This window comes from Streptomyces pyxinicus (genome assembly GCF_024753135.1).
Taxonomy (GTDB): domain Bacteria; phylum Actinomycetota; class Actinomycetes; order Streptomycetales; family Streptomycetaceae; genus Streptomyces; species Streptomyces pyxinicus.
On record NZ_JANUGP010000002.1, the window covers coordinates 248996 to 275119 of the forward strand.

23 protein-coding genes are annotated in these 26124 nt (G+C 73.6%); 10 read left to right on the forward strand and 13 right to left on the reverse strand.

All coding sequences use genetic code 11. The features are described 5' to 3' along the window. Nucleotides 1–7: 7 nt before the first annotated feature. Nucleotides 8–1120 (reverse strand): ADP-ribosylglycohydrolase family protein, encoded by a 1113-nt coding sequence (locus tag NX794_RS03640; protein WP_258776643.1) that lies wholly within the window; start codon nt 1118–1120, stop codon nt 8–10. Between the two features lie 170 nt (nt 1121–1290). On the opposite strand from NX794_RS03640, the gene NX794_RS03645 reads away from it, so the two are divergent. Next, on the forward strand, nt 1291–1803 hold the full coding sequence (locus NX794_RS03645; RefSeq protein ID WP_258776645.1) for a DUF2165 domain-containing protein: 513 nt from the start codon (nt 1291–1293) through the stop codon (nt 1801–1803). On the opposite strand, the gene NX794_RS03650 is transcribed toward NX794_RS03645, so the two are convergent. From NX794_RS03650 to NX794_RS03660, 3 genes are all read right to left on the reverse strand, one after another. After that, complete coding sequence (locus NX794_RS03650) at nt 1796–2362, reverse strand: hypothetical protein (RefSeq protein ID WP_258776648.1); 567 nt, start codon at nt 2360–2362, stop codon at nt 1796–1798. The two genes, NX794_RS03645 and NX794_RS03650, sit on opposite strands and share 8 nt — an antisense overlap. 83 nt (nt 2363–2445) lie before the next feature. Further along, the gene (locus NX794_RS03655; protein ID WP_258776649.1) at nt 2446–5031 is read right to left on the reverse strand and encodes a bifunctional FO biosynthesis protein CofGH; all 2586 of its coding nucleotides are present in this window, start codon (nt 5029–5031) and stop codon (nt 2446–2448) included. Nucleotides 5032–5345: 314 nt separating this feature from the next. Further along, the gene (locus tag NX794_RS03660; protein WP_258776650.1) at nt 5346–6191 is read right to left on the reverse strand and encodes a TIGR03619 family F420-dependent LLM class oxidoreductase; all 846 of its coding nucleotides are present in this window, start codon (nt 6189–6191) and stop codon (nt 5346–5348) included. A gap of 140 nt (nt 6192–6331) precedes the next feature. Between NX794_RS03660 and NX794_RS03665 the strand changes: the two genes are divergently transcribed. The 4 genes from NX794_RS03665 to NX794_RS03680 all read left to right on the forward strand — a co-directional run bounded on the left by NX794_RS03665 (nt 6332) and on the right by NX794_RS03680 (nt 11954). Beyond that, nucleotides 6332–7714 carry a CehA/McbA family metallohydrolase gene (locus NX794_RS03665; protein ID WP_258776970.1) on the forward strand — a complete coding sequence of 461 codons (1383 nt, stop codon included), beginning with the start codon at nt 6332–6334 and terminating at the stop codon, nt 7712–7714. Between the two features lie 267 nt (nt 7715–7981). Next, nucleotides 7982–8392: a hypothetical protein gene (locus NX794_RS03670; protein WP_258776653.1), complete on the forward strand. Its 411-nt coding sequence runs from the start codon at nt 7982–7984 to the stop codon at nt 8390–8392. 222 nt (nt 8393–8614) lie between these two features. Continuing rightward, nucleotides 8615–11581 (forward strand): SARP-family global regulator AfsR, encoded by a 2967-nt coding sequence (gene afsR, locus NX794_RS03675; RefSeq protein ID WP_258776654.1) that lies wholly within the window; start codon nt 8615–8617, stop codon nt 11579–11581. 205 nt (nt 11582–11786) lie between these two features. Then, the gene (locus NX794_RS03680) at nt 11787–11954 is read left to right on the forward strand and encodes a hypothetical protein (protein WP_258776655.1); all 168 of its coding nucleotides are present in this window, start codon (nt 11787–11789) and stop codon (nt 11952–11954) included. Nucleotides 11955–12040: 86 nt separating this feature from the next. Here the strand turns inward: NX794_RS03680 and NX794_RS03685 are convergent, their stop codons facing one another. The 3 genes from NX794_RS03685 to kbpA all read right to left on the reverse strand — a co-directional run bounded on the left by NX794_RS03685 (nt 12041) and on the right by kbpA (nt 15821). Beyond that, nucleotides 12041–12574 (reverse strand): hypothetical protein, encoded by a 534-nt coding sequence (locus NX794_RS03685; protein WP_258776656.1) that lies wholly within the window; start codon nt 12572–12574, stop codon nt 12041–12043. 45 nt (nt 12575–12619) lie between these two features. Continuing rightward, on the reverse strand, nt 12620–14977 hold the full coding sequence (gene afsK, locus NX794_RS03690) for a protein serine/threonine kinase AfsK (protein ID WP_258776657.1): 2358 nt from the start codon (nt 14975–14977) through the stop codon (nt 12620–12622). Between the two features lie 169 nt (nt 14978–15146). Next, nucleotides 15147–15821, reverse strand: coding sequence for an AfsK-binding protein KbpA (gene kbpA / locus NX794_RS03695; RefSeq protein WP_258776658.1), 675 nt, complete (start codon nt 15819–15821; stop codon nt 15147–15149). 266 nt (nt 15822–16087) lie between these two features. Here kbpA and NX794_RS03700 point away from each other — a divergent pair, with 266 nt between their 5' ends. Continuing rightward, nucleotides 16088–16723 carry a TetR/AcrR family transcriptional regulator gene (locus tag NX794_RS03700; RefSeq protein WP_258776971.1) on the forward strand — a complete coding sequence of 212 codons (636 nt, stop codon included), beginning with the start codon at nt 16088–16090 and terminating at the stop codon, nt 16721–16723. A 95-nt stretch (nt 16724–16818) separates the two neighbouring features. On the opposite strand, the gene NX794_RS03705 is transcribed toward NX794_RS03700, so the two are convergent. Beyond that, nucleotides 16819–17277 (reverse strand): Lrp/AsnC family transcriptional regulator, encoded by a 459-nt coding sequence (locus NX794_RS03705; protein WP_258776659.1) that lies wholly within the window; start codon nt 17275–17277, stop codon nt 16819–16821. An 82-nt stretch (nt 17278–17359) separates the two neighbouring features. On the opposite strand from NX794_RS03705, the gene NX794_RS03710 reads away from it, so the two are divergent. From NX794_RS03710 to NX794_RS03720, 3 genes are all read left to right on the forward strand, one after another. Beyond that, nucleotides 17360–17995, forward strand: coding sequence for a LysE family translocator (locus tag NX794_RS03710; RefSeq protein WP_258776660.1), 636 nt, complete (start codon nt 17360–17362; stop codon nt 17993–17995). A gap of 79 nt (nt 17996–18074) precedes the next feature. Then, on the forward strand, nt 18075–18743 hold the full coding sequence (locus NX794_RS03715; RefSeq protein ID WP_258776661.1) for a pyridoxine/pyridoxamine 5'-phosphate oxidase: 669 nt from the start codon (nt 18075–18077) through the stop codon (nt 18741–18743). Nucleotides 18744–18870: 127 nt separating this feature from the next. After that, the gene (locus tag NX794_RS03720; RefSeq protein ID WP_258776663.1) at nt 18871–20049 is read left to right on the forward strand and encodes a flavin-containing monooxygenase; all 1179 of its coding nucleotides are present in this window, start codon (nt 18871–18873) and stop codon (nt 20047–20049) included. A 48-nt stretch (nt 20050–20097) separates the two neighbouring features. On the opposite strand, the gene NX794_RS03725 is transcribed toward NX794_RS03720, so the two are convergent. Together NX794_RS03725 and NX794_RS03730 are read right to left on the reverse strand one after the other, a co-directional pair. Beyond that, on the reverse strand, nt 20098–21057 hold the full coding sequence (locus tag NX794_RS03725) for an SDR family NAD(P)-dependent oxidoreductase (protein WP_258776664.1): 960 nt from the start codon (nt 21055–21057) through the stop codon (nt 20098–20100). A 47-nt stretch (nt 21058–21104) separates the two neighbouring features. After that, nucleotides 21105–22409 carry an MFS transporter gene (locus NX794_RS03730; protein WP_258776665.1) on the reverse strand — a complete coding sequence of 435 codons (1305 nt, stop codon included), beginning with the start codon at nt 22407–22409 and terminating at the stop codon, nt 21105–21107. Between the two features lie 71 nt (nt 22410–22480). Between NX794_RS03730 and NX794_RS03735 the strand changes: the two genes are divergently transcribed. Next, nucleotides 22481–23527 (forward strand): GlxA family transcriptional regulator, encoded by a 1047-nt coding sequence (locus NX794_RS03735; RefSeq protein WP_258776666.1) that lies wholly within the window; start codon nt 22481–22483, stop codon nt 23525–23527. Nucleotides 23528–23791: 264 nt separating this feature from the next. Here the strand turns inward: NX794_RS03735 and NX794_RS03740 are convergent, their stop codons facing one another. The 3 genes from NX794_RS03740 to NX794_RS03750 form a co-directional block, all read right to left on the reverse strand. After that, nucleotides 23792–24265 carry an ATP-binding protein gene (locus NX794_RS03740; protein ID WP_258776667.1) on the reverse strand — a complete coding sequence of 158 codons (474 nt, stop codon included), beginning with the start codon at nt 24263–24265 and terminating at the stop codon, nt 23792–23794. Between the two features lie 565 nt (nt 24266–24830). Beyond that, nucleotides 24831–25343: an EF-hand domain-containing protein gene (locus NX794_RS03745; protein ID WP_258776668.1), complete on the reverse strand. Its 513-nt coding sequence runs from the start codon at nt 25341–25343 to the stop codon at nt 24831–24833. A gap of 183 nt (nt 25344–25526) precedes the next feature. After that, nucleotides 25527–25907: an STAS domain-containing protein gene (locus NX794_RS03750; RefSeq protein WP_258776669.1), complete on the reverse strand. Its 381-nt coding sequence runs from the start codon at nt 25905–25907 to the stop codon at nt 25527–25529. Nucleotides 25908–26124 lie beyond the last annotated feature (217 nt).

Sequence of the window (26124 nt, forward strand, 5' to 3'; positions counted from 1 at the left end):
TCCGGGCTCAACGGGGATATCTCCGCAGCCAGGCCGGGGAGGAGGATGCGGGGCCGTGGAGGGCGGGGCCCTGGGTCAGTTCCATGGCGTAGTCGTCGGCCAGTTCGAGGATCGTCGGGCGGCCCTCCAGTTCGGCGATCCAGGCCGGCGAGAGGGCCGTCTCGCCGTGCAGGGCGCCCAGGAGGCCGCCGGTGAGGGCGCCCGCGGCGGCCGAGGGGCCGCTCTGGTTCACCGCCAGGCACAGGCCGTGGCGGACGTCCTCGCCGACCAGGGCGCAGTAGACCGAGGCCGCGAGGAGGCCGTCGGCGGTGCCGTCGCCGGCCAGTTCCTCGACCCGGGCCGGGGTCGGCAGGCCCTGCCGCACCGCGCCGAGGGCGTGTCGCAGGGCGTCGGAGACGGGCTGGTGGCCGGGGCGGACGGCGAGCAGGGTGAGGGCCTGGTGCACGGCACCGTCCAAGGCCTCGCCACGGGCCAGCGCGTGCACGATCGCGGCGTACGCGCCCGCCGCGAGGCAGGCGAGGGGGTGGCCGTGGGTCTGGGCCGCGCACTCCACCGCCAACTGGACGACGAGCTGCGGCTCCCAGCCGACCAGCAGGCCGAAGGGCGCCGAGCGGGCCACCGCCTCCGGGCCCAGCTCGCCGGGGTTCTTCGGCGCCTCCAGTGTGCCCATCCTCGCGTCGCCGAGCCCGAGGAGCAGGGCCCGGGTCGGCTCCCGGCGGGCGTACAGCCACTCCTCGCGGGCCAGCCAGCCGTCGTCCTCGCGGCGCTCGTCCGGGCCCCAGTCCCGCTGGGTGGCCGCCCACCGCAGATACGCCCGGTGCAGGTCGGTCGGCGGGTGCCAGGCGCCGGTGTCCCGGCGTACCTGGGCGCGGATCAGGCCGTCCACCGTGAACAGGGTGAGCTGGGTGTGGTGGGTGACCGTGCCGCGCCGGCCGGCTCCGGGGGCGAGGTCGAGCAGTCCTCCGGGGCCGTGGGCCGCCCGGATCTCCGCCAGGGACAGCGCGTCGGCCGGTCCGCCCAGCGCGTCGCCGACGGCGGCGCCGAGCAGGGTGCCGCGCACCCGGCCGCGGAAGTCCTGCTGTTCGGCACGGCCCCAGACGGCGCCGGACGTCGTCCCCACCAGACCTCCCGACACCGCGTGCCCGTACGACGCTAGGCACTGTAATCGACCGGAACAGACCGTTCAGCGGGGCAAACCGGACCCGGACCGGCATTTCCGCACAGGCGGGCGGGCTCGGGTTGGCTCAATGCCCGTGCGAAAGGCCGGTGTTCGTCGGGGAGAATCCAGCCATGACCACCACCCCCACGCGCCACAGCGGCCACAGACTCGCCGCCGGCGTCCTCACCGGCATACTCGCCCTCTACATCACCCTGGTCGCCCTGGGGAACATCACGGACTTCGACACGAACCAGCAGTTCGTCCGGCATGTGCTCGCGATGGACACCACCTTCAAGGACGACGACCTGATGTGGCGCGCCGTCACCAGCACCGCCCTCCAGGACACCGCCTACGTGCTGATCATCGCCTGGGAGACGGCGGCGGCCCTGGTCCTGATCGCGGGCACCTGGCTGTGGGCGGCGCGCAAGGACGCGGACCTCGCCCGCCGGGTGTCCACCTACGGGCTGCTGATGCTGCTGCTGCTCTTCGGCGCCGGGTTCATCGGCGTCGGCGGCGAGTGGTTCTCGATGTGGCAGTCCAAGAACTGGAACGGACTCGACGCGGCCACCCGGATCTTCCTGCTCGCCGGAGTGGCGCTGGTCGTGAACCAGTTGCCGGGCGGCGGCCGGCGCGAGGCTAGCTGACCACGGCCACCTTGGTGCCCTGGTCGCCGAAGGACCACAGCGCGGCTCCGTCCTCCTTGCGGAGGCGGATGCCGCCCAGCTTCTTGCCGTCCGCCGGCGGCGGGGAGGCGCCGTCCAGGGCGTTGGAGAAGGCTATGTTCACGCCGGACGCCTTGGTGAAGTACATGACGTGCTCGATCTCCACGCCGTCCGAGCCCTGGAGGGACTGGGTGCGCACGGTGATCGAGTAGCGGCCGGGCCCGGGGTCCACCGTGCCCGGCCACACCGTGAACGTACGGACCGCCTTGCCGGTCGCGTCCACCAGCCACAGCCGCTTCGCGCCGAGCGAGTAGACGATCCGGCGGCCGTCGCCCGAGTCCCCGGGCAGCTCCGGCGGCCCGGCCGGCGTCTCGGGCTTCGCGGAGGCGTGGGCGCCGGCCGACGCGGACGCGCTCGGCTTGCCGGCGGCGGCCGCGGGATGCGGCCCGTGGTCCGCCTGGACGGCGAGGAAGACCACGGCCGCGGTCGCTCCCACGGTCAGACCGGTGACCCAGGCCCACGAGGGCAGTCGGGCAGCCACGGGTACGCATCTCCTCCGCTATGGGGCCCCTGCTCGGATCGGGGGTCGGATCATCGTACTCAGTCCCCTGCCCGCCGCCGACCTCAGTCCAGCACCGGCAACAGGTCCGGCAGATGGCCGTCGGAGGCCGCGGCCGCCCGCTGCCGTTCCTCGGGGACCTCGCCGTAGAGGGTGGTGCGCGGGCGGGCGGGGCGGCCGGCCGTCTCGGCCACCTCGACCAGGTCGCGGACCGACTTGTACGAGCCGTAGGAGGAGCCCGCCATCCGGGAGATGGTCTCCTCCATGAGCGTCCCGCCGAGGTCGTTGGCGCCGGAGCGGAGCATCTCCGCCGCCCCCTCGGTGCCGAGCTTGACCCAGCTCGTCTGGATGTTGGGGATCCAGGGGTGCAGCAGCAGCCGGGCCATCGCCGTCACCGCGCGGTTGTCCCGCATGGTCGGGCCCGGCCGCGCGATGCCCGCCAGGTACACCGGGGCGTTGGTGTGGATGAACGGCAGCGTCACGAACTCCGTGAAGCCGCCGGTCTCCCGCTGGATGCCGGCCAGGGTGCGCAGGTGGCCGAGCCAGTGCCGGGGCTGGTCGACATGGCCGTACATCATGGTCGAGGACGAGCGGATGCCCAGCTCGTGGGCGGTGGTGATGACCTCGATCCAGGTGGCCGTGGGCAGCTTGCCCTTGGTGAGCACCCAGCGGACCTCGTCGTCGAGGATCTCGGCGGCGGTGCCGGGGACGGAGTCGAGGCCCGCCTCCTTGGCCGCCGTCAGCCACTCGCGGATCGACATGCCGGTGCGGGTCGCGCCGTTGACCACCTCCATCGGCGAGAAGGCGTGCACGTGCATGCCGGGGACGCGCTCCTTGACCGCCCTGGCGATGTCGAAGTACGCGGTGCCGGGCAGGTCGGGGTGGATGCCGCCCTGCATGCAGACCTCGACCGCGCCCACGTCCCAGGCCTGCTGGGCGCGGTCGGCGACCTGGCCGAGGGAGAGGGTGTAGGCGTCGGCGTCGGTCCGGCGCTGGGCGAAGGCGCAGAAGCGGCAGCCGGTGTAGCAGACGTTGGTGAAGTTGATGTTGCGGGTGACGATGTACGTCACGTCGTCGCCGACCGCCGACTTCCGTACGTCGTCGGCGACGTGGCAGAGCGCGTCCAGCGCGGGCCCGTCCGCGTGCAGCAGGGCGAGCGCCTCGGCGTCGGTCAGTCTCGTGGGGTCGGCGGCGGCGGTGCGCAGCGCCTGCCGGACGTCGGTGTCGATCCGCTCCGGGGCCATGCCGGGGGCGGCGGCCTCGCGCAGGGCGTCCCAGTCGCCGTACACCTCGTCGAAGTCGTCGCGGCGGTCGCCGGTGCGGCCCTCGGTGTCGATGGTGCGGTGCAGGTCGGTGCGGCCGGCCGGGACGAAGGCCTCCTCGGGCTCCTGCCAGGGCAGGCCCTCGGGCAGCGCGCCGGCGCGGGCGAGGCCGGTCTCCGGGTCGGCGAGCGCGGCGACGTGCGGGCGCAGCCGGGGGTCGAGCCAGGGTTCGCCCCGGCGGACGAACTCCGGGTAGACGCACAGTCGTTCCCGCAGCTCGAAGCCGGCGGCGCCGGACTTCGCGGCCAGTTCCTCGATCTGCGGCCAGGGGCGCTCGGGGTTGACGTGGTCGATGGTGAGCGGGGAGACCCCGCCCCAGTCGTCGATCCCGGCGCCGATCAGCCGCGCGTACTCGGCGTCGACCAGGTTCGGCGGGGCCTGGAGGCAGGCGGCCGGGCCCATGATGTGCCGGGCGACGGCGATGGTGGCGACCAGGTCGTCCAGCTCGGCGTCCGGCATGCCGCGCATCGCGGTGTCCGGCTTGGCGCGGAAGTTCTGGATGATCAGCTCCTGGACGCCGTGGTAGGCGCGGGCGACCTTGCGCAGCGCGAACAGCGACTCCGCGCGCTCCTCGTACGTCTCGCCGATGCCGATCAGCAGCCCGGAGGTGAACGGCACGGACGACCGGCCCGCGTCCTCCAGCACCCGCAGCCGTACGGCGGGTTCCTTGTCCGGGGAGCCGTGGTGCGGGCCGCCGGGCTCGGACCACAGGCGGGTGGCGGTGGTCTCCAGCATCATGCCCATGGACGGCGCGACCGGCTTCAGCCGCTGGAAGTCCGTCCACGTCATCACCCCCGGGTTGAGGTGGGGCAGCAGGCCGGTCTCCTCCAGGATGCGGATGGAGATCGCGCGGACGTAGGCGATGGTGTCGTCGTAGCCGTGCGCGTCGAGCCACTCGCGCGCCTCCGGCCAGCGGTCCTCGGGCTTGTCGCCGAGCGTGATCAGCGCTTCCTTGCAGCCGAGGGCCGCGCCCTTGCGGGCGATGTCGAGCACCTCGTCCGGCGACATGAACATCCCGTGTCCCGCGCGGCGCAGCTTGCCGGGGACGGTGACGAACGTGCAGTAGTGGCACTTGTCCCGGCACAGCCGGGTGAGCGGGATGAAGACGCTCTTCGAGTACGTGATGACACCGGCCCGGCCCGCCTGTTCGAGCCCCGCGTCACGCACCCGGGCGGCCGACGCGGCGAGATCGGTGAGGGCCTCGCCGCGAGCCTGCAACAGCACCGCCGCCTCACCGACGTCCAGGGCGACACCGTCCCGGGCACGTTTGAGCGCACGACGCATGGAGTTCTCGGTCGGTCCGGGTCCGGGGGTCGCGGAAGTGGTCATCCTTCGAGCGTAGACCAGGGAGATCACGGGGTTGTGGCGCGTACGGGAGCGCGGACCCCGGGGGTTGGGGGCAGGTGGGGGCGCGGGGGTTCGGCTTCGGGCGGCTGGGGGTTGGGGGGGCGGCGTACGCGGCGCGCCTGTGGGGGGCGGGGCTCGGCGTATGCGGCGCGTGCGTCGGCCGCGGGCGCCCGGTGTCCGGACGCGTGCGTAACCGCGGCTGCTCGGCGCACCCGGCGCCTGCGTCGGCCACAGACGCCCGGCCCACCCGGCGCGGGCGTGGCCGCGGGCGCCCGGCGCTCGCGTGCCGCCCGCGGCTACAGATACTCCGCGTAGGCGTCCAGAACCCGCAGCACCTCCGTCTCGCCCGCCGGGGGCAGTTGGAGGACGGCCTCCTCGATGCCCAGCTCCGCGTAGTGGGCGAGCTTGCCCGGGGTGGGGGCGACCGCGTAGGGGACCACTTGGAGGGCGGACGGGTCGCGGCCCGCCTCCTCCCAGGCCGCGCGCAGCACCGGCAGGGACTCGGTGAGGCCCCGGCCGCCGATCGGGAGCCAGCCGTCGGCGTACTCGGCGATGTGCGCGAACAGCTTGGGGCCGGCCGCCCCGCCGAGCAGGGTGCGGGGACCGGTGACGGGCCCGCGCGGCTTCCGCACCGGCTTGGGGTACGCGTGGCTGGCCCGCACCCGCGCGAACTCCCCCTCGTACGGCGTCGGTTCCCCGGTCCACAGCGCCTGCATCAGGCGCACGCGGTCCCGGACCAGGTCCCTGCGGGTGCGCCACTCGACCCCGTGGTCGGCGGCCTCCTCGACGTTCCAGCCGTAGCCGACACCGAGGGTGAGGCGGCCTCCGGAGAGATGGTCGAGGGTGGCGGCCTGCTTGGCCAGGCCGATCGGGTCGTGCTGGGCCACCAGGGTGATGCCGGTGCCGAGGCCCAGGCGCTCGGTGACGGCGGCGGCCTGGCCGAGGGCGACGAAGGGGTCGAGGGTACGGCCGTACTCGCGGGGCAGGTCGCCGCCGGCCGGGTACGGGGTCGCCCGTTCCGTGGGGATGTGGGTGTGCTCGGGGAGGTAGAGGCCCGCGAAGCCGCGCTCCTCCAGCTCTCGCGCGAGGCGGGTCGGGGTGACTGTCTCGTCCGTGAGGAAGATCGTGACCGAGATGCGCATGGGTCATCTGTACCGGGTGCGGGGTGCGGTGTCCATACCGACTGGTCGGGATCATGGGAAGGGGACGCCACGGCGTGGGTTGGCTTGGCAGGCGGTTCCCCGAGCCCCTCCGGGACGCCTACCGTGGGCCTGTGGCGACCATGCGCGGCACCCTGGCCCCCGGTTCCCCCGACTACGTGTACCTGCCCTTCGAGGTGCCGCCCGGCACCCGCGAGGTGCGGGTCTCCTACACCTACGACAAGCCCCCGACCCCGCCCGGCACCCCCGGCAACGCCCTGGACATCGGCCTCTTCGACGAGCGCGGCACCGAGCCGGGCGGGGACGGGTTCCGGGGCTGGTCGGGGGGTGCGCGCGCCGAGTTCTTCGTACGGGCGGACGAGGCGACGCCCGGCTATCTCACCGGGCCACTGCGCCCCGGCACCTGGCACATCGCGCTCGGCCCCTACACCGTCGCCCCGCAGGGACTGTCGTACGAGGTCACCGTCACGCTCACCGAGGGGGCGGCCGGGCCGGTCACCGAGCCGGTGTACCCGCCCGAGCGGGCCGCCGGCCGGGGCCGGGACTGGTACCGGGGCGACTGCCACCTGCACTCCTGGCACTCCGACGGGCGCCGCACCCCGCAGGAGATCGCGGCGCTGGCGCGGGCGGCCGGGCTGGACTTCGTCAACAGCTCCGACCACAACACCAGCGCCGCGCACCCGCACTGGGCGGACACGGCCGGCGCCGACCTGCTGGTGCTGCTGGGCGAGGAGGTCACCACCCGCAACGGGCACGTGCTGGCCCTCGGCACCGATCCGGGCACCTTCACGGACTGGCGCTACCGGGCGCGGGACCACCGGTGGCCGCACGTCGCGCGCGGGGTGCGGCGGGCCGGCGGGCTGGTGGTGCCGGCCCACCCGTACGGGGACTGTCCGGGCTGCTCCTGGAAGTTCGGGTACGGCGAGGCGGACGCGGTGGAGGTGTGGAACGGGCCCTGGACACCCGACGACGAGCTGGCGCTGGCCACCTGGGACGGGCTGCTCGTCGCCTGCGCGCGCGAGGGCGGGGCGTGGCTGCCGGCGATGGGCAACAGCGACGCGCACCGGGACCCGGACGTGGTCGGGCATCCGCAGACGGTCGTCCTGGCCAACGAGTTGAGCCGGGCGGCGATCCTGGCGGGGCTGCGGGCCGGACGGTCGTACGTCGCCGAGTCGCGGGCCGTCTCGCTGGACCTGTCCGTGAGCGCGGAGAGTGGCGAACAGGCCGGGATCGGAGAGCGGTTGGCGGTGCCGGGCGGGACACCGGTGACCGTCCGGCTCGCGGTCTCCGGCGCCCCGCGCTGCGCGGTCCGGCTCGTCACCGACCAGGGGGTGCTGTACACGGGCGATCCGCTGCCGGTGTCCGGTGCGGGGGTGCTGGAGTGGCGTACGTCCCCGGCCCGGTCGGCCTACGTACGCGCCGAGGTACGGCACGCGACGGCGCTGGGCCCGGTACCGGGGGCGATGGCCGCGCTCACCAACCCGGTGTTCCTCGGCGCTACGTGATCCGCCGTCCCGGGCGCTACGTGATCTGCCGCTCGGCCCACTCGCGCCGCATGGCGTTGAAGCGCGGGCCTGCTCGGGCGGCAGGACGCCGAGGAAGCCGGTGGCGCGGCTCGGCCAGTCCGGTGTGAAGATGATCAAGAAAAGACCTCCAGCGCCCGCGCCAACCGTTCCCGGCGCGGCGTGGAAGGCTCCGACGTCCGCACCGGGATGCCGGACCCTCGCCTGATCTCGGGCGCCGGAACATCTACGAGAAGAAGGAGATCCCACGTGAACACCCGGCGTACCGCCATCCGCACCGCCGTGCCCGCGGCCCTGCTCGTCCTCGCGCTGGCGGCCTGCTCCGGCGAGGCCCCCGGGCAGTCCGCCATTCCGGACAAGTTCCCCAGCTCGGGCAACAGCGCGGCCATGACCCGGGGCGCCGAACAGCTCCGCGTGTACGGCGAGGATCATGACAAGGCCCGGATCACCGACACGGTCGACCGGGTCCTCGGCCGCGAGGACGGACACGTCCTGATCAGCACCCGCATCGGCACCGATGACGACGCCACCACGACGGCCCAACAGGTCGCCGGCGTCTACCGCGCCTACGCCGCCGACACCTCCGAGTCCACCTCGGTGACCGTCTACAACGTCCTCAACGACGCCCTCGTCACCCGGCAGCTCCACAAGGAGAAGTAGGCGGCCGCCCAGAGCGGGCCGAGCCGGTGCCGATTTCGCCGGCCTGGCCGCCGGACACGGCGAACACCGTCGCGGTACTGGGCGTCGTCCGGTGCGAAGGGTATGTGAGGGGTTCGTGTGGGCGGTCCGGCCGCTTGTGATCGGCGTCTCCCACGGCTGACGCGATCCGCCGGGACAAGGCAGACTGACGGGGTTGTTCATGATGCCGAGGGGGGCGAACGCATGGACGGTGGGCCGCGAGTGCCCGAGCAGCGGCGTCCTGGCTCCGTGACCGGTACGGAGGCGCAGGCGCTGCGGTTCGGTGTGCTCGGTCCGGTGCGGGCCTGGCGCGGACCGGAGACCCTGAACACGGGCTCCCCGCAGCAGCGCGCGCTGCTGGCCGCCCTGCTGCTGCGCGAGGGCCGTACGGCCACGGCGGCGGAACTCATCGACGCCCTCTGGGGCACCGAGCCGCCCTCGCAGGCGTTGGCGGCGCTGCGCACGTACGCCTCCCGGCTGCGCAAGGTGCTCGACCCCGGTGTCCTGGTCAGCGAGTCCGGCGGCTACGCGGTGCGGGGGCTCGGCGAGGGCGCGCTGGACCTGGCGGTGGCGCAGGAGTTGGCGGCCGACGCGGAGAAGGCACGCGGGACGGGCGACCTGGGCCGGGCCCGCGCGCTGCTCGGCGACGCCCTCGCGCTGTGGGACGGCGAGCCGCTGGCGGGTGTGCCGGGGCCGTACGCGGAGGGCCAGCGGGCCCGTCTTGAGGAGTGGCGGCTCGGACTGCTGGAGTCCCGCCTCGACATGGACCTGGAGCAGGGCTGCCACGCGGAGGCCGTCTCCGAGCTGACCGCGCTCACCGCCGCGCACCCCCTGCGGGAGCGGCTGCGCGAGCTGCTGATGCTGGCCCTCTACCGGGGCGGACGCCAGGCGGAGGCCCTCGCGGTCTACGCCGACACCCGGCGCCTGCTGGCGGAGGAGCTGGGCGTCGACCCGCGCCCGGGGCTGCGGGAGCTGCAGCAGCGCATCCTCCAGGCGGACCCGGCCCTCGCGGAACCCTCGGCCCCGGCAGGCGAGCCGTCCGCCACGCCCGTCCGCCCGGCGCAACTCCCGGCCTCGGTCCCCGACTTCACCGGCCGCTCGGCCTTCGTCACGGAGCTGAGCGAGGTGCTGGCCTCGGCGTCCGAGGCGGAGGGCCGGGTGATGGCCGTCTCCGCGCTGGCCGGCATCGGGGGCGTCGGCAAGACGACGCTGGCGGTGCACGTCGCCCACCGGGCCCGGACGGCGTTCCCCGACGGCCAGCTCTACGTGGACCTCCAGGGCGCCGGCCCCCGCCCCGCCGAACCGGAGACGGTCCTCGGCTCCTTCCTGCGCGCCCTCGGCACCCCCGAGTCGGCGATCCCCGACTCCCCGGCGGAGCGGGCGGCCCTGTACCGCTCGGTCCTGGACGGCCGCCGGGTCCTCGTGCTGCTGGACAACGCCAAGGACGCGGCCCAGGTACGGCCCCTGCTGCCCGGCACCGAGGGCTGCGCGGCGCTGGTCACCTCACGGGTGCGGATGCTGGACCTCGCCGGGGCGCACCTGGTCGACCTGGACGTGATGTCCCCCGAGGAGGCGCTCTCCCTGTTCACGAAGATCGTGGGCGCGGAGCGGGTGGCGGCCGAGCGCGAGGCGGCCCTCGACGTGGTGGCGGCCTGCGGCTTCCTGCCACTGGCCATCCGGATCGCGGCCTCCCGGCTGGCGGCCCGGCGCACCTGGACGGTCTCGGTGCTGGCGGCCAAGCTGGCGGACGAGCGGCGGCGCCTGGACGAGCTGCAGGCGGGCGACCTCGCGGTCAAGGCGACCTTCGAACTCGGCTACGGCCAGCTGGAGCCGGCCCAGGCCCGCGCGTTCCGCCTGCTGGGCCTGGCGGACGGCCCCGACATCTCCCTGCCGGCCGCGGCGGCGGTCCTCGACCTGCCTCCGGAGGACACCGAGGACCTGCTGGAGTCGCTGGTCGACACCTCCCTCCTGGAGTCGGCGGCGCCCGGCCGCTACCGCTTCCACGACCTGGTCCGCCTCTACGCCCGCGCCTGCGCCGAACGCGACGAACAGCCCCCCGGCGAACGGGAGTCGGCCCTCTCCCGGCTCCTCGACTTCTACCTGGCCACGGCGGCGGGCGTCTACGCCATCGAACGCCCCGGCGACCGGCTGGTGGACCACCTGGAGCCGACGGAGTACCCGGCTCTGGCGTTTGCCGACCGGCACGAGGCGCAGGACTGGCTGTACGCGGAAGCGATCTGCCTGCTGGCCTGCGTACGGCAGTCGACGCGGACGCGGCTGCTGCGGCGGGCGGTGGACCTGCTGTGGGCCGCGATCGACCTCGCCGAGTCGGGCGCCAACTCGAAGGACTACGAGGCGACCGGCGTCGCCGTCCGCGACGCCGCGCAGGCTGCCGGCGACCGACGGACGACGGCGCGCGCACTGCTGACCCTGGCCAACAACCACCATGTCTCCGGCCGCTTCGAACTGGCGGACCAGGACGCTCTCGACGCCGTGCGCCTGGCGGAGGCCGCGGGTGACCCGCTGCCGCAGTGCTGGGCGTCCAACATGCTGGGCGTGATCGCGCTGTACCAGAGCCGGTACGACAGCGGGGAAGCCCATCTCATCCGGGCGATCGAGAGCTTCCGCGCGTGCGGCGACCGGCCCGGTGAGGCGAGCGCCCTGTGCAACCTCTCCCGCATCCACCTGGCCACGGGCAAGACGGACAGCGCGGTGGCACTGGCCCAGCAGGGCACCGACATGTACGACGCCATGGGCCACGCCCTCCGGGGCGCCAACGGACGCTACGCCCTGGGGCTCGCGCTCACCAAGAGCAGCCGGCTCGATCTGGCGACCGAGCGGCTCGAAGAGGCACTCGGTGTCTTCCGGGACAGCCGGCAACGGCTGTGGGAGGGCATGACGCTCTTCCGCCTGGCGGAGGCAGACCTGGCCGCACAGCGTCAGCCGGAGGCGGCGGTGAAGGCCGAGTCGGCGCTGGCGCTCCTCCGCGGCATCGGCGGGGACTGGCGGCGCGGCAACGTCCTCACCGCGCTCGGCCGGGCCCTGAGCGGCATGGGCCAGAGCGGTCGTGCCCAGGTCTGCTTCCAGGAAGCACTGACCATCTACGAGACGCTGGGCGCACCGGAGTCGAGCGAGGTGCGGGGTCTCCTCGCGTCGCTGACGGTCACCTGAGCCCGGAGCGCTGCGCGTTCATCGTTCGTTTATCGCCGGACGGCAGTCTCTCTCCTGTCGTTCCGTCGCGTCGGGGGGCAGGCGGAGCGTCATAGGGCCCGCACCTTAGGGTGTAGCGGCCCGGAGGCGCCGTCCGGCAGCCGCTCGGGGGAGCAGCCGGACGGTGCCTCCAGACCACCACCACAAGGACTTCAGGGGAGCAGTCATGAGCGACGCCAAGAAGACGAACGAGGTCGAGGCTCCGGCCACCGACGTGACCACGCTGAACACGCACGCCACCAGTGAGCCGATCAAGCCGGTCAAGCTCGCCGCGGGCGAGGACGGCGGCGTCGCCACTCCGGACAACACCCACGCGACCGACGAGAAGGCCTGACCAGACCTTCTTCCGACGGGGATCGGCCGCGGCGGCGCGGAGGGGGCGCCGTCGCGGCCGAGGTGTGTCCGGGGGCGGGTCGTCGGTCAGGGGGTGGCCGCGGCCCCCGGTGCCGCCCGGCAGTGGTCGACCTTCAGGCGCGGGCGGGCGCCGGCCTCGACCCGGGTGGTGGCCTTCCCCTTCGCCGACACCCGGACCGTGGAGTGGCTGTCGAGGAGCAGGGCGCCCTGGTCGTCGTAGAAGGTGACGTCGGCGCGGAACTCGGCGGTGCGGCTGTTGGGGTTGGTGATCTCGACCGTGGCGTACGGCCGCTTCGGGGTGGCGCAGCTCAGCAGGCGTGCCGTCCCGTCCCGCAGCGTCCTGCCGTGACCCCCGGAGGACGGCGTGGCGGTGGCGCGGTGCGTGGGCTGACGGTACGTGCCGCCGCCGTACGACCCGCCCGAACCGGACGAGGACGAGGACGACGTGTCGTGGTCCTGGTGGGAGCTGCCGCACCCGCCGCCCCCGCCGCTGTGATGGCCGCCGTGCCGTCCTCTGGAGAAGCCGGTGAGGGCGAGGACCAGCAAGGTCAGTACGGCCGTGAACCTGAGCGCGCGGCGCGTCCGTGTCTGCGTGAGCATGTCAGCCACCCTATCCAGCCACCCGACCCCGGGCCACGGCCCGCGTCACGCCGTACGCGCCGTCCCCGTGCCCTTCTCCGCGTCCAGCGCGTACACGCACCGGTCCTTGCTGCACGCGTACACCACCCCGTCCTTGACCACCGGTGAGCCGGTGATCTCGCCGCCGGTGGCGAGCTTCCAGCGCAGCCGGCCGTCGTCGGCCTTCAGGGTGTACAGCAGGTGGTCGGTGGAGCCGAAGTGGATCCGGCCCTCGGCGACGGCGGGCGCGCCCACCACGTCACCGCCCGCCTGGAACCGCCACTTGGGCGTGCCGGTGACCGCGTCCAGCGTGTACAGGCCCTTGCCGCTGCCGACGTGGACATGGCCGGCGGCGACCAGCACCGGGTCGATGGCGGAGCGGGCCTCGGTGGCGATGCGCCAGCGGTCGCGGCCGTCGGTGGCGTCGAGGGCGTAGACCGTGCCGAGGTAGTCGGCGAGGTAGACACCGCCGCCGGTGACCGCCGGGCCCGGTGCGAAGGCGGGCGGGCACAGGAAGACCGCCGGCGCCTCGAAGTGCCAGCGCACCCGCCCGCTCGCCGCCTCGATCGCGAGCACCCGGGTGCCGGCGGAGACGTACACACAGCCGTCGTCGGCCGGGGACAGCCGGACCGGGACACCGCCGCAGGAGGCCGCGTCGCCGACCGGGTACGACCAGCGCTCCTCACCGGTGCGGGCCTCCAGGGCGCGCAGCCGGGCGTCCTGCCAGACGTACACGGTGCCGTCGTGGACCAGCGGGCCGGCCTCGGGGGTCTCGAAGTCGGTCTGGCAGCCGGTGATCTCCCACAGCTTCTGCCCGCCGGTCGCCTCCCAGGCCTGGACGCCGCCGCCCCGGGTGCCGGTGACGACGGTGCCGCGGTCGGCCTTCAGCGCGTACACCCACGCGTCCGTGGACAGCCGCCACAGGTCACCGCCCTCGCGGGCGTCCAGCGCGAACAGGGTGGGCCCGTCGGAGGCGTGGATACGGCCGTCCGCCACCGCCATCGACCAGGCGACGTCCCGGGTCTTGAAGCGGCGTCTGCCGGTACCCACGTCCAGCGCGTGCACCTCGAAGGAGGTGACGTAGACGAGGTCGCCGTCGACCGAGGGCGTGCCCCAGACGTCGTTGGACATCCGGAACCGCCAGGGCCGCCAGCCGCTCGACGTCTCCGGTGGCGGCGGCACCGGCGGTACGGCGGGGTCGACGCCGCCCACTCCGGGGCGCGGCCGGGACCAGCTCGCGACCAGGCCGGCCTCGGGCGGGGGCGCCTTGACGGCGGCGGCGCGGGCGTCGGCGACGCGCGGGCCGGGACCGATGGGCACCGGGGCGCCGGCCAGCCGGACCGGGCCGGTGTCGGGGGCGCCGTGCGGCGGGCCGGCCGGCATCGGCGGGTCGTACCGGGGCGGCGGGTCGTACGGCGGCGGTGGGGGCACCGCGGGGCGGCCGGCGCTGCGCGGGCCGGGCGCGGTGGGCGCGGGCTTGACGGCGGTACGGCCGCCGCGGCGGGTCTCGATGAGGCCGACGGCCTTCTCGGGCAGCCAGGCGGAGGCGGTGCCGCTGTCGTCGGAGCCGGAGCCGAACAGGTGCGGGGCGAGCTGGGACTGAAGGTCGGCCGGGCTCGGCCGGCCGGTCGCCTCCATCTGCATACAGGCCTCGATGAGCGGGCGCAGCTCGTCCGGCAGGCCGGTCAGGTCCGGGCCCTCGCGCAGCAGCATGAAGACGGTCTCGACCGGGTTGGCGCCGTGGAAGGGCGGGTGCCCGGTGGCCGCGAAGACCAGGGTGGAGCCGAGCGAGAAGACGTCGCTGGCGCCGGTGACGCTGCGGGAGTCCTTGGCCTGCTCGGGCGACATGTAGGCGGGGGTGCCGACGGCGACGTTGGTCATGGTCAGCCGGGTGTTGGAGACGCCGGAGGCGATACCGAAGTCGATCACCCGGGGGCCGTCCTCGACGACCAGCACGTTGGACGGCTTGAGGTCGCGGTGCACGAGACCGGCGCCGTGGATGGACTGCAGGGCCTCCGCGACCCCCGCCGCCAGCCAGCGCACGGCCTGGGCCGGCAGCGGCCCGCAGTCGTTCACTATCTCTTCCAGCGAGGGCGCGGGCACATAGGCGGTGGCCAGCCAGGGCACCGCCGCGCGCGGGTCGGCGTCGACCACGGCCGCCGTGTAGAAGCCGGAGACCGCGCGGGCCGCCTCCACCTCGCGGGTGAAGCGGACCCGGAACAGCTGGTCCTCGGCGAGTTCGGTGCGCACCGTCTTGATCGCCACGCGCCGGCCGGACGCCGAGCGCGCGAGATAGACCAGCCCCATGCCGCCGGCACCCAGCCGGCCCAGCACCTCGAACGGCCCGATCCGCCGCGGATCGTGCTGCGTCAGCTGATCCACCACCTGCCTGCCACCTCCCCGTACGATCCGCGCCACCCACGTATGTACGCGGCCGAAGTGCAGCGTCTCACCACCGCCCCGCCCTGGCCGTACGCACCCCGATTCTTCCTAACCGGGCGGCAGGTTGCGAACCCGGGAATGAATCGGGGTGTCTCACCCCAAAGCGGACGGCTCAGCGCTGTAGCAGCGCGAAGGACGCCCCTTGATTGTCGGTGACGACGGCCACCCGTCCGTACGACGTCTCGAGAGGCGGCGCCTGCACCCGGCCGCCGAGCCGCTGGACGGCCCCGAGCGCGTCGTCCAGGTCCGTGACCCGGAAGTGGGCGAGGAAGTGGGAGGGCATCTCGGCCGGGAAGACGTCGGTGACGGCGGCCCGCCCGAAGTCGGGTTCGCTGCCGTCACCGAACAGGGCCTCGTGGAAGAGGCCGCCGTAGAAGGCGTTGGCGGTGGCGGTGTCCCGGGTGTACAGCTCCGCCCAGACGAAGGTGCCGGGCTCGTGCCGGCGCCCGAAGCCGGGGTGCCGGCCTGCCTGCCACAGCCCGAAGACCGCGCCCTCGGGGTCGGCGGCGAGGGCGGCCGTGCCGAGATCGCCCACCGGGAAGGGCGCCATGACCATCTGTCCGCCGGCCGCCGTGATCCGCCGGCCGAGGGCCGCGGCGTCGTCGGCGGCGAAGGAGACCGTCCACACGGTGGGCATCCGGCCGTCCGACTTCGGGGCGAGCGAGGCCACCCGGTCGCCGTTCAGCAGGGCCCACACCGAGGAGCCGTACGCCTCCTCGAAGGACCATCCGAACAGCTCGCCGTAGAACCGCCTGCCCGCCGCCACGTCGGGCAGCTCGGCGTCCACCCAGCAGGGGACGCCCTCCCCGTACGCCTCGTCGTTCCGCGATGCGCCTTCGATCCCGGATGCGCCTTCGTTCCCCGATGCGCCTTCATTCCCCGATGCGCCTTCATTCCCCGATGCCCTGTTTTCGGCCATGCCGTCAAAGTAACCGGGCCGCGCGCACCGCGCAGACCAGGCACACCACGCTCAGATCACCTGTGCACCCCATTTGCAGTCGGCCGAATCGCGCTCGGATCACCCGTCGGTAAGCTGACGGCATGACAGGACAAGTGCGTACCGTCGACGGCCGCGTGGCCGGTCGGCGTGGGCAGGCGACCCGGCAGAAGCTGCTCGACTGCCTCAGCGAGATGCTCAGCTCCTCTCCTTACCGGGACGTCAAGGTCATCGACGTCGCCCGGCGTGCGGGCACGTCGCCCGCCACCTTCTACCAGTACTTTCCGGACGTCGAGGGCGCCGTCCTGGAGCTGGCCGACCACATGGCGGCCGAGAGCGCCGGACTGACCGACCTGCTCGCGGGGCGCAGTTGGGCCGGCAAGTCCGGATGGGCCACCGCACAGGAACTCGTGGACGGTTTCCTGGAGTTCTGGCGGAAGAACGACGCGATCCTGCGCGTGGTCGACCTCGGCGCGGCCGAGGGGGACAAACGGTTCTACAAGATCCGCATGAAGATCCTGAACACGGTCAACAGCTCCCTCGCGGACTCCATCACGGAGTTGCAGTCCAAGGGCCGGGTCGACAAGGACGTGAACCCGGCGGCGATCGCGGGTTCGCTGGTCGCGATGCTCGCGGCGGTGGCCGGACACCAGAAGGGCTTCTCGTCCTGGGGCGTGAAGCAGGCCGAACTCAAGCCGAACCTCGCGCTGTTGGTCCACCTGGGTGTGACCGGGAAGAAGCCCAGCAGGTAACAGACCTTCCCCGCACCCCCCTTTTCCAGGGTCCAAGTCCTGTCTGGCAGGCGGTGGTTGGCCGGTACCTCACCGGCGGACCACCGCCTGTCGCGCTATGTCCGGGCGGGCAGCGGCCGGTCCCGTACGACGTGCTTCATCACCAGGGTCGACGTCAGCCGCTGCACCCCGGGCAGGGTCGCGAGCCGCTCGTCGTACAGCCGCTGGAAGGCGGCGAGGTCGGCGGTGGCGATCCGCAGCAGGTAGTCGGGCTCGCCGAACAGCCGCTGGGCGTCCAGCACATGGTCCAGCTCGCCGACCGCCCGCTCGAACTCGGCGACCGTGTCCCGGTCCTCCTGCCGCATGGACACGAAGACCAGCGCCTCGAAGGTCAGCCCGAGCGCCGCCGCGTCCACCACCGCGCGATAACCCTGGATGGCGCCGGAGCGCTCCAGCTCGCGCAGCCGCCGGTGGCAGGGCGAGACGCTCAGGCGCACCCGGGCGGCCAGCTCGGTCACGGTCAGCCGCCCATCCAGCTGCAGCTCGGCAAGGATTTTCCGGTCCACATCATCCATGAAGAAGATATTTGCGCAGAACACGCGATCATGAGCAAACTTCGGAAACACTTTCGGGCCATTCGCGCCTAATGTCCCCAGCATGGACTCGGGACTGCTCTTCTCCTTCCTCGCCGTGGACCTGCTGCTGGTGTGCGTTCCGGGCGCCGACTGGGCGTACGTCATCTCGGCGGCCCTGCGCACCGGCTCGGTGACCCGCGCGGTGGCGGGCCTGGTCAGCGGGTACGCCGTGCACACCGCGCTGGCGACGGCGGGCCTCGCGGTACTGGTGGCGGGCTCACCCCGGCTGCTGACGGCTCTGACCGTGGCCGGCGCCGGGTATCTGCTGTGGCTGGGCTGGTCGGTGCTGCGGCGGCCGGCTGTGCCGGGGGCGGGGACCGGGACCGCACCGAGCTGGGCCGACGAGGCCACCCCGCGCCTCTTCCTGCGCGGGGCCACGATCAGCGGCCTGAACCCCAAGGGTCTGCTGCTCTACCTCTCGGTCCTCCCCCAGTTCCTCACCCTGCGCGGCGCCCATCTCCCCGTCCCCGTGCAGACGGCCGCGCTCGGTCTGCTCCACATGGCCTGCTGCGCCGCCGTCTACCTGAGCGTCGGCGTCCTCGCCCGCGCCCTGCTCGCCGCGCGCCCGGCCGCGGCCCGCGCCGTGACCCGCACCTCCGGCGCGGCGATGCTGGGCATCGGCGCGTTCCTGCTGGTGGAACGGCTGGCGACGCTCTAGGGTTCCCGCGGCCGGCCGCCGGGTCACGCCCCCGGGGCCGGTGCGGGTTCCGACGGCGATCTCGGGCAATACTCGGCCCATGGCACACCAGGATCTCCACGAACTGCTCAGGTCACTGCGGGTCTGGACCCCCGGCGAGACGGAACTGCGCCCCTTCGACCCGGAGACGGCACCGCCCACCCCGCTGGCCCTGTTCACGAGCTGGCTGGCGGAGGCGGTGGCGGCCGGGCAGCCGGAGCCGCACACGATGTCGCTGGCCACCGTGGACGAGGAGGGACTGCCGGACGCGCGGATCGTGATGCTGCACGGCGCCGACGCCGACGGCTGGTCCTTCGCCACGCACGCCACGAGCCGCAAGGGCCGGGCACTGGCCGCGCACCCGCACGCGGCCCTCGTCTTCTACTGGCCGGCGCTGGGCCGCCAGGTCCGGCTGCGCGGTCCGGTCACCTCGGCGCCGTCGAAGGAGAGCCAGGCCGATCTGCACGCGCGCTCGACGGGCGCGCTGGCGGCGGCGCTGACGGGCCGGCAGAGCGAGGAGCTGGCCTCGCTCGAAGAGCTGCGGCAGACCTCGGAGGCGGCCTGGCGGCGGGCCCGCGAGAACCCGTCCGAGCCGTCCCCGACCTGGACGCTGTACCGACTGCGCCCGGAGACGGTGGAGTTCTTCCAGGGCGACCCGCACCGCCGGCACGTCCGCCTGGAGTACCGCAGCACGGGGTTCGGCTGGAGCCGGGCGCTGCTCTGGCCGTAGCGGCGGACGGAAGATGTGTGGGCGAGATCACGACCTACGCTCGTTTCTCCCCACACGTGATCAATCCGCAACCAATTCCGGTCTTGACCGAGACCCATCAAGCCGACGCGTGGTTACGCTCCCGCTCATGGCCGCCTCCCGTACCGCCTCCGTACACCTCTCCCCCACCCCAGCGGACCGCCCGGTCTACGTCATCGGCGCGGGTCCCGGCGGTCTCGCCGCCGCGTACGCGCTGCGGGCCCGGGGCGTGCGGGCGGTGGTGCTGGAGAAGGCCGACCGGGTGGGGGCGTCCTGGCGGCGCCACTACGACCGGCTCCATCTGCACACCACCCGGCGGCTGTCCGCGCTGCCGGGCCTCGCGATGCCCCGCCGGTTCGGGCGCTGGGTGTCCCGGGACGACATGGTGCGCTACCTGGAGAAGTACGCCGAGCACCACGAGCTGGAGATCGTCACCGGTGTGGAGGTGCACCGAATCGAACGCACCGGGGACGGCACCGGCTGGCTGCTGCACGCGTCCGGCGGGCGCGAGCTGACCGGCAGCGCGGTGGTCGTCGCCACCGGCTACAACCACACCCCGCGCATCCCCGACTGGCCGGGCCGCGCGTCCTACACCGGCGAGTTCCGGCACGCGGGCGAGTACCGCGACGCCGAGCCGTACGCCGGGCGGGACGTGCTGGTCGTCGGCATCGGCAACACCGGCGCGGAGATCGCCGTCGACCTGGTGGAGGGCGGGGCGGCCCGGGTCCGCCTGGCGGTACGCACCGCCCCGCACATCCTGCGCCGGTCCACCCTCGGCTGGGCGTCCCAGTACTCGGGCATCCTGGTACGACGACTGCCGGTCCCCCTCGTGGACCGCCTGAGCCGCCCGCTGGCCCGCCTCAGCACCCCGGACCTGACCGCCCAGGGCCTGCCCCGCCCCGAGGCCGGCCTCTACACCCGGGTACGGCAGGGCGCCATCCCCGTCCAGGACGTCGGCCTGATCGACGCCGTCCGCAAGGGCACGGTGCAGATCGTGCCCGCCGTCGCCTCCTTCGAGGACGGCAAGGTCGTCCTCGCCGACGGCACCCGCGTCACCCCGGACGCGGTGATCGCGGCCACGGGCTACGTCCGCGCCCTGGAGCCCCTGGTCGGCCACCTCGACATCCTCGACCAGCGCGGCCGCCCGACGACCCACGGCGCCCGCTCTCCCAAGAACGCCCCCGACCTGTACTTCACCGGCTTCACCAACCCCATCAGCGGGATGCTCCGGGAGACGGCCCTGGACGCGACGAAGATCGCGAAGAGGGTGGCGAAGCGTCTGCGGTGACGGCGGGCAGGAGGGGCGAGAGGTCGACGCGCGTCTCGGGACGCCCGGTCAGGACGCGAACGCGTCCACCCCCGTCAGCTCCGCCGACAGCCGCCACAGCCGCGCCGCCTCCTCCGGGTCGGTCGCCCACGGCTTGACGCCGGTTCGGGAGTTCTCGGTCGCCGGTTCGGCGATGTCGCAGTCCTCCAGGTAGAGGCCGCCCAGGCCGGTGAGGCGGGGGGAGGTGGCTGCCCAGACCTGGGTGGCGGCGCCCTGGGGCGGGGTCTTGAAGCCCTCGGGGTTCAGGGGGTTGCCGTGGTCGTCGATCCAGCCGCGTTCGACCATCTCCGCCTTGGGCAGGTGCCGTTGGAGCGGGGTCATGATGCCGCCGGGGTGCAGGGCGAAGGCGCGGACGCCGGCGTCGCGGGCGAGGCGGTCGAGGTGGACGGCGAAGAGGACGTTGGCGGTCTTGGCCTGGCCGTAGGCCGCCCACTTGTCGTAGCCGTGCCGCCAGTGGACGTCGTCCCAGCGGATGCCGGAGAGGTGGTGGCCCCGGGAGGAGACGGAGACGACCCGGGCGCCGCCCGCCGCGAGGGCCGGCCACAGGCGGTTGACGAGGGCGTAGTGGCCGAGGTGGTTGGTGGCGAACTGGGCCTCCCAGCCGGGGCCCACCCGGGTCTCCGGGCAGGCCATGATCCCGGCGCTGTCGATGACGATGTCGATCGCGCGTCCGGTGCTGAGGAAGCGGTCGGCGTAGGCGCGGACGCTGTCCAGGTCGGCCAGGTCCAGTTCGTCCGTCTCGGCTCCGGGGGTGCCGGCCAGCGCCTCCTGGGCGGTGGCCGGGCGGCGGGCCGGTACGACGACGTGGGCGCCGGCCCGGGCCAGCGCGCGGGTGGTCTCCAGGCCGATGCCGGAGTACCCGCCGGTGACGAGGGCCAGCTTCCCGGTCAGGTCGACGCCCCGCAGGACGTCGTCGGCGGTGCTGGTGGCGCCGAAGCCGGATCCGATCGCGTGCTGTGCAGTAGCCATGTCCGGCACGCTACGGATTCGAGTGCGCTCGAAGTCAAGCACCGCCCTCACGACACGGCCGGCAGCCGCACCGCCGGCGCCCGGCGGATCACCAGGGACATCAGGGCCGCCGCCGCGCACAGGGCGCCGGAGGTGTACCAGACCATGTCGTAGGAGCCGAAGACGTCCCGGGCCAGGCCGCCGAGGTAGGCGACCAGGGCAGCGCCGACCTGGTGGGCGGCGAGCACCCAGCCGAAGACGATCGCGCTGTCCTCGCCGAACTGCTCCCGGCACAGCGCCAGGGTCGGCGGCACCGTGGCCACCCAGTCGAGGCCGTAGAAGACGATGAAGAACAGCATCGGGACGTGGATCGAAGGGCCCAGCAGCATCGGCAGGAAGAGGAGGGACAGGCCGCGCAGGGCGTAGTAGACCGCCAGCAGCCGGCGCGGCTCGAAGCGGTCGGTGAACCAGCCGGAGGCGATCGTGCCGGCCACGTCGAACACGCCGATCACCGCGAGCAGCGAGGCCGCCGTCGTGACCGGCATGCCGTGGTCGTGCTCGGCCGGCACGAAGTGGGTCTGCACCAGGCCGTTGGTGGAGGCGCCGCAGATCGCGAAGGCGCCGGCCAGCAGCCAGAAGGTGCCGGTGCGGGCGGCGGTCGACAGGACGTTCAGGGTGCGGCGGGCGGCGCCGGTGACCGGGGGCGGCTTCGGCACGAACGCGCTCGCGCCGTACGGTGCCGTGTCCACGTCGGCCGGGTGGTCGCGCAGCAGGATCCACACGAAGGGCACCACCGCGAGGGCGGCCAGCGCGACGGTCACCGCGGCCGGGCGCCAGCCGTGCCGCTCGACGATCCAGGACAGCAGCGGCAGGAAGATCAGCTGGCCGGAGGCGGAGGCCGCGGTGAGGATGCCGCTGACCAGGCCGCGCCGCTCGGTGAACCAGCGGTTGGTGACCGTGGCGGCGAAGGCCAACGCCATCGAGCCCGAGCCGAGGCCGACCAACAGGCCCCAGCACAGCCACAGTTGCCAGGCCGCCGTCATCCACACGGTCAGCCCGGAACCGGCCGCTATCACCGTCAGCGCGACCGCCACCACCCGCCGGATGCCGAAACGGTCCATCATCGCGGCGGCGAACGGCGCGGTGAGCCCGTACAGCGCGAGGTTGATCGAGACGGCCGCCCCGATCGTGCCGTGCGACCAGCCGAAGTCGGCGTGCAGCGGGTCGATCAGCAGTCCGGGCAGTGAGCGGAACGCGGCGGCTCCGATGATCGTGACGAAGGTGACGGCGGCGACCGACCAGGCGCGGTGGAAGCGCCGGCGCCGGACGGGCGGGGCCTGGACAGGGGCTGCGGCTGGGCTTGTCTGAGTCACGTCGTACAGCCTCCGGGCCCGCGCCTGCCGCAGCGAGTGGCCCGGAAGACAGTGTTCGCTAGGATCGGGCCATGACCGACGCCGAGGAGTTCCGTCCGCACCGGGTCGCCGTCCTCGCCCTGGACGGGCTGCTCCCCTTCGAACTGGGCATCCCGCACCGCATCTTCGGCCGCCCGCGGGGCGCCCGGGGCCGGCCCCGGTACGAGGTCGTGACCTGCTCGGTACGGCCGCCCGGGCTGGTCGAGACGGACGCCGACTTCGCCGTCCGGGTGCCGCACGGCCCGGAGGCGCTGGCCGCGGCGGACACGGTGATCGTCCCGGCGTCGTACGAACACGGCCTCGTCTTCGAGCAGGGCCGGCTCACCGGCGAACTGGCCGCCGCCTTCGCCCGCATCCGGCCCGGCACCCGCCTCGCCTCCATCTGCACCGGCGTCTACGTCCTCGCCGCCGCCGGGATCCTCGACGGCCGCCCGGCGGCCACGCACTGGGCGGACGCCGACCGTTTCCAGCGGATGTTCCCGCGGGTCCGGGTGGACGCGGACGTGCTGTTCATCGACGACGGCGACGTGCTCACCTCGGCCGGGGTGGCCGCCGGCATCGACCTGTGCCTGCACATGGTGCGCCGCGACTTCGGCACGGCCGTCGCCAACGAGGTCGCCCGGCACGCCGTCGTCCCGCCGCACCGCGACGGCGGCCAGGCCCAGTACATCCACCGCCCGGTGCCGGAACCGGGGCTCGCCACGACGACCGCCGCGCGCGCCTGGGCGCTCGGCCGGCTGCACGAGCCGATCCAGCTGCGCGACATGGCCGAGCAGGAGGCGATGTCGGTGCGCACCTTCACCCGCCGGTTCCGCGAGGAGGTCGGCGTCAGCCCCGGCCAGTGGCTCACCCGGCAGCGCGTGGAGCGCGCCCGGCATCTGCTGGAGTCCACCGGCCTGTCGATGGACCAGGTGGCCCGGGACGCGGGGTTCGGTACGGCGCAGTCGATGCGCCAGCACCTTCAGCAGGCGCTCGGGGTGACGCCGACGGCCTACCGGCGGACGTTCCGGACAGCAGTGACGGCGACGGGGACGGAGGCGGGGACGGGGACGGGGGCGGGGATACCGACGGCTCCCTGAGCTCTGCCGGCGCGCCCGGGGCCCGGTCCGGCCGGTGGCGCGCCTCCCCCCACCGCGTGCGGACGCGCCGCCGGCCGGTGCGACCCACACTCGACGAGGACCGTCGTCGCGTCGGCCCTCGTCGTCCCCTCGCGGCGAATCGACGTCCACCAGCGTGATCAGACGGGCACGGCACGTCAACGCCCGTACGGGGATTTGTTGCTCACGCCCGCTCTCCCGGCACCCGCGCACGGTGGCACCCCCGGCGCATCCGGGCGCCGGGTGCTACACGGCCTCGAAAGCGAGATCCTCGTACGCGGACAGTCCGCATCCGTACGCCGTCGTCGCGCTCTGGCGGGGGGCCGAACAGCGGTCCAGCTCGCACCAGATGCTCTTGCCGGCACCCTCGGGGCTCCAGCCCCAGCGGTCGGCCAGGCAGTCCACCAGGGCGAGGCCCCGGCCGCCGGTGGCGTCCCCGCCGGCGCACCGCGGCACGGGGGCGCGCGCACTGGTGTCGGCCACCTCCACGCGCACCGTGGCCGACGGTGCGGCGGGGGCCGCCGGGCCGGGCAGCCGCAGCCGCAGCACGGCGGGCCGGCCGGTGTGCACCACCGCGTTGGTCACCAGCTCGGAGACGAGCAGGATCAGGGTCTCGGCCAACGGCTCGTCGGCCTCTATCCCCGACCCGGCGAGCCGCGAACGGGCCCATTTCCTGGCCCGCCCCACTTCTGCGGGGTCGGGCCGGATCTCCAGCTGCACTTGAAGCACCTGCACCGCTCACACCATCCGAACCGGCGGACTCATGACCCGACGCCTCCCGGACGTCTCGGCGGCTGCCGGGACCACAGGTGCGGCGAGGGCCACGATCGTAGCCATTTTCTGCATGGCCAGGACAACGGCCAGAGCAAGGGTCACGGACCGTGATTCCCTTACGCGACAGCATGGTTGACGTACAGTCACCCCAACAAGCGCTTCGGGCATATTCCAGCGCGAAGGAGTACGCCTGCGGCATACTGTGCGACGCTCGTGCCGGGGAGTCGAACAGGCGGGCTCCGACATCTCGACCGCCTCGCGAACAGCGACGCGCATCGCGCGGACCGGCACCACCCGGGGGGCGCCGGCGGCACGGCTCGTGCTCGCAGCCACTCGCATCCCACACAAGGTACCGGAGCGGACCCCCGACTCCAGGCCGTGACGAGTCGCGAGAAGGACACAACCCGGTATCGACGCTCCGTGATTCCGTCGTGCCACGATCCGTTACATCGTGGGCCATGGATTCCCCCGGGCCGCGGGCGGATCTACTCGGGCACGGTGAAGTGGCGATCTACTCGGGCACGGTGAAGTAGCGGGCGAAGGCCGGCACGATCTCCGTCTCGGCCACCTTGCCGTCGCCGTCGGTGTCGAGGCCGGCCGCGATCGCCTCGGCCAGTTCCGCAGGGACCCGCAGCACCTTCAGGACGCGCACGGTGTCGGCGAGGGGGACCCGGCCGTCGTCGTCGGCGTCGGCGACCGCGAGGGCCGCGTGCAGGAAGGGGCGGGCGATCTCGGCGAAGCGGTCGGGGTTGTCGCGCAGCCGCTTGACCGCGCCGGTGACGAACTCCTCGCGGGTGATGCGCTGGTCGCCGTCCCGGTCGGCGATGCCGGCCATGCCCTGCCAGAAGGCCTCGGCACCGGCGTAGAGCGCCTGCCCCTTGTCCGAGCGGGCGGGTACGGCGAACTCGGCGAGCACCGCCTTGGCCGCGGCGCTGAAGTCCTCGCGGTCGATGGAGCCGTTGCCGTCCTGGTCGAACGTGGCGAACCGGGCCGCGATCCGGCGCTCGTACTCGGTGCTGACCATGTCGTGGTGCCCGCCTTACCTGTGTGGGGACGATCGGACCCTGTGTGGGGACGATCGGACAGGGAGCGTACGACGCGGGCGGGCGGCGGACGACGGAAAACCGTCGGTTGTGCCCGGACCGGGGACATCCCGCGACCGCGCCGTGGCGTTGTCGCGAAGGCGCCCGGTGCGGCGTGACCGGGCTCAGGCCGAGAGGGGGCCCGCCTCGTCGGTGGTCGCGGAGTCGAGATCGGGGTGGACGTCGAACAGACGGCGCACGCCGAGCGCGCCGAGCACGCGGTTGACGTGCGAGCCGTCCTCGGCGCCCCGGTCGGGCAGGATGAGCCGCAGGCTGCCCTGGCAGGAGCGGATCAGACGGCGGGCGGCGATGAGCACGCCGACCCCGCTGGAGTCGCAGAAGAACACGTCGGAGAGGTCCACGACGAGGCTGTGACCGCCCTCGGCGACGACGTCGTGCACCCGTTGCCGCAGCACCGGCGAGGTCATCAGATCCAGCTCCCCGGAGACCCGGAGCACGCACCACCCGCCCTGTTCGACGTCGGTCACCTTGAATGTCACGGCCACGCCCCTCCGCTCGCCGGATCGCCCGGAACCGCCCGGAAGTGGAGCAAGTTCCTACGCTTCTTTCCGCGCGGCTGCCCAGCGGCCGTTCCCTGAAACGCCGGGCCACAAACCGGCGATGATCGACAAGGGGCTTGTTTCGGTCACTATCGATCGTGTTCGATCAGAGGTGGCCGCGCCTCGCGTGAAGGTTGTGTGAAGAGGGCACTATCACCTGCGG

Coding starts and splice junctions, on each gene's coding strand:
- NX794_RS03645 (WP_258776645.1), top strand. CDS start 1,291: ATGACCACCACCCCCACGCGCCACAGCGGCCACAGACTCGCCGCCGGC.
- NX794_RS03655 (WP_258776649.1), bottom strand. CDS start 5,031: ATGACCACTTCCGCGACCCCCGGACCCGGACCGACCGAGAACTCCATG.
- NX794_RS03660 (WP_258776650.1), bottom strand. CDS start 6,191: ATGCGCATCTCGGTCACGATCTTCCTCACGGACGAGACAGTCACCCCG.
- NX794_RS03665 (WP_258776970.1), top strand. CDS start 6,332: ATGCGCGGCACCCTGGCCCCCGGTTCCCCCGACTACGTGTACCTGCCC.
- afsR (WP_258776654.1), top strand. CDS start 8,615: ATGGACGGTGGGCCGCGAGTGCCCGAGCAGCGGCGTCCTGGCTCCGTG.
- NX794_RS03680 (WP_258776655.1), top strand. CDS start 11,787: ATGAGCGACGCCAAGAAGACGAACGAGGTCGAGGCTCCGGCCACCGAC.
- NX794_RS03685 (WP_258776656.1), bottom strand. CDS start 12,574: ATGCTCACGCAGACACGGACGCGCCGCGCGCTCAGGTTCACGGCCGTA.
- NX794_RS03705 (WP_258776659.1), bottom strand. CDS start 17,277: ATGGATGATGTGGACCGGAAAATCCTTGCCGAGCTGCAGCTGGATGGG.
- NX794_RS03710 (WP_258776660.1), top strand. CDS start 17,360: ATGGACTCGGGACTGCTCTTCTCCTTCCTCGCCGTGGACCTGCTGCTG.
- NX794_RS03715 (WP_258776661.1), top strand. CDS start 18,075: ATGGCACACCAGGATCTCCACGAACTGCTCAGGTCACTGCGGGTCTGG.
- NX794_RS03720 (WP_258776663.1), top strand. CDS start 18,871: ATGGCCGCCTCCCGTACCGCCTCCGTACACCTCTCCCCCACCCCAGCG.
- NX794_RS03725 (WP_258776664.1), bottom strand. CDS start 21,057: ATGGCTACTGCACAGCACGCGATCGGATCCGGCTTCGGCGCCACCAGC.
- NX794_RS03735 (WP_258776666.1), top strand. CDS start 22,481: ATGACCGACGCCGAGGAGTTCCGTCCGCACCGGGTCGCCGTCCTCGCC.
- NX794_RS03745 (WP_258776668.1), bottom strand. CDS start 25,343: ATGGTCAGCACCGAGTACGAGCGCCGGATCGCGGCCCGGTTCGCCACG.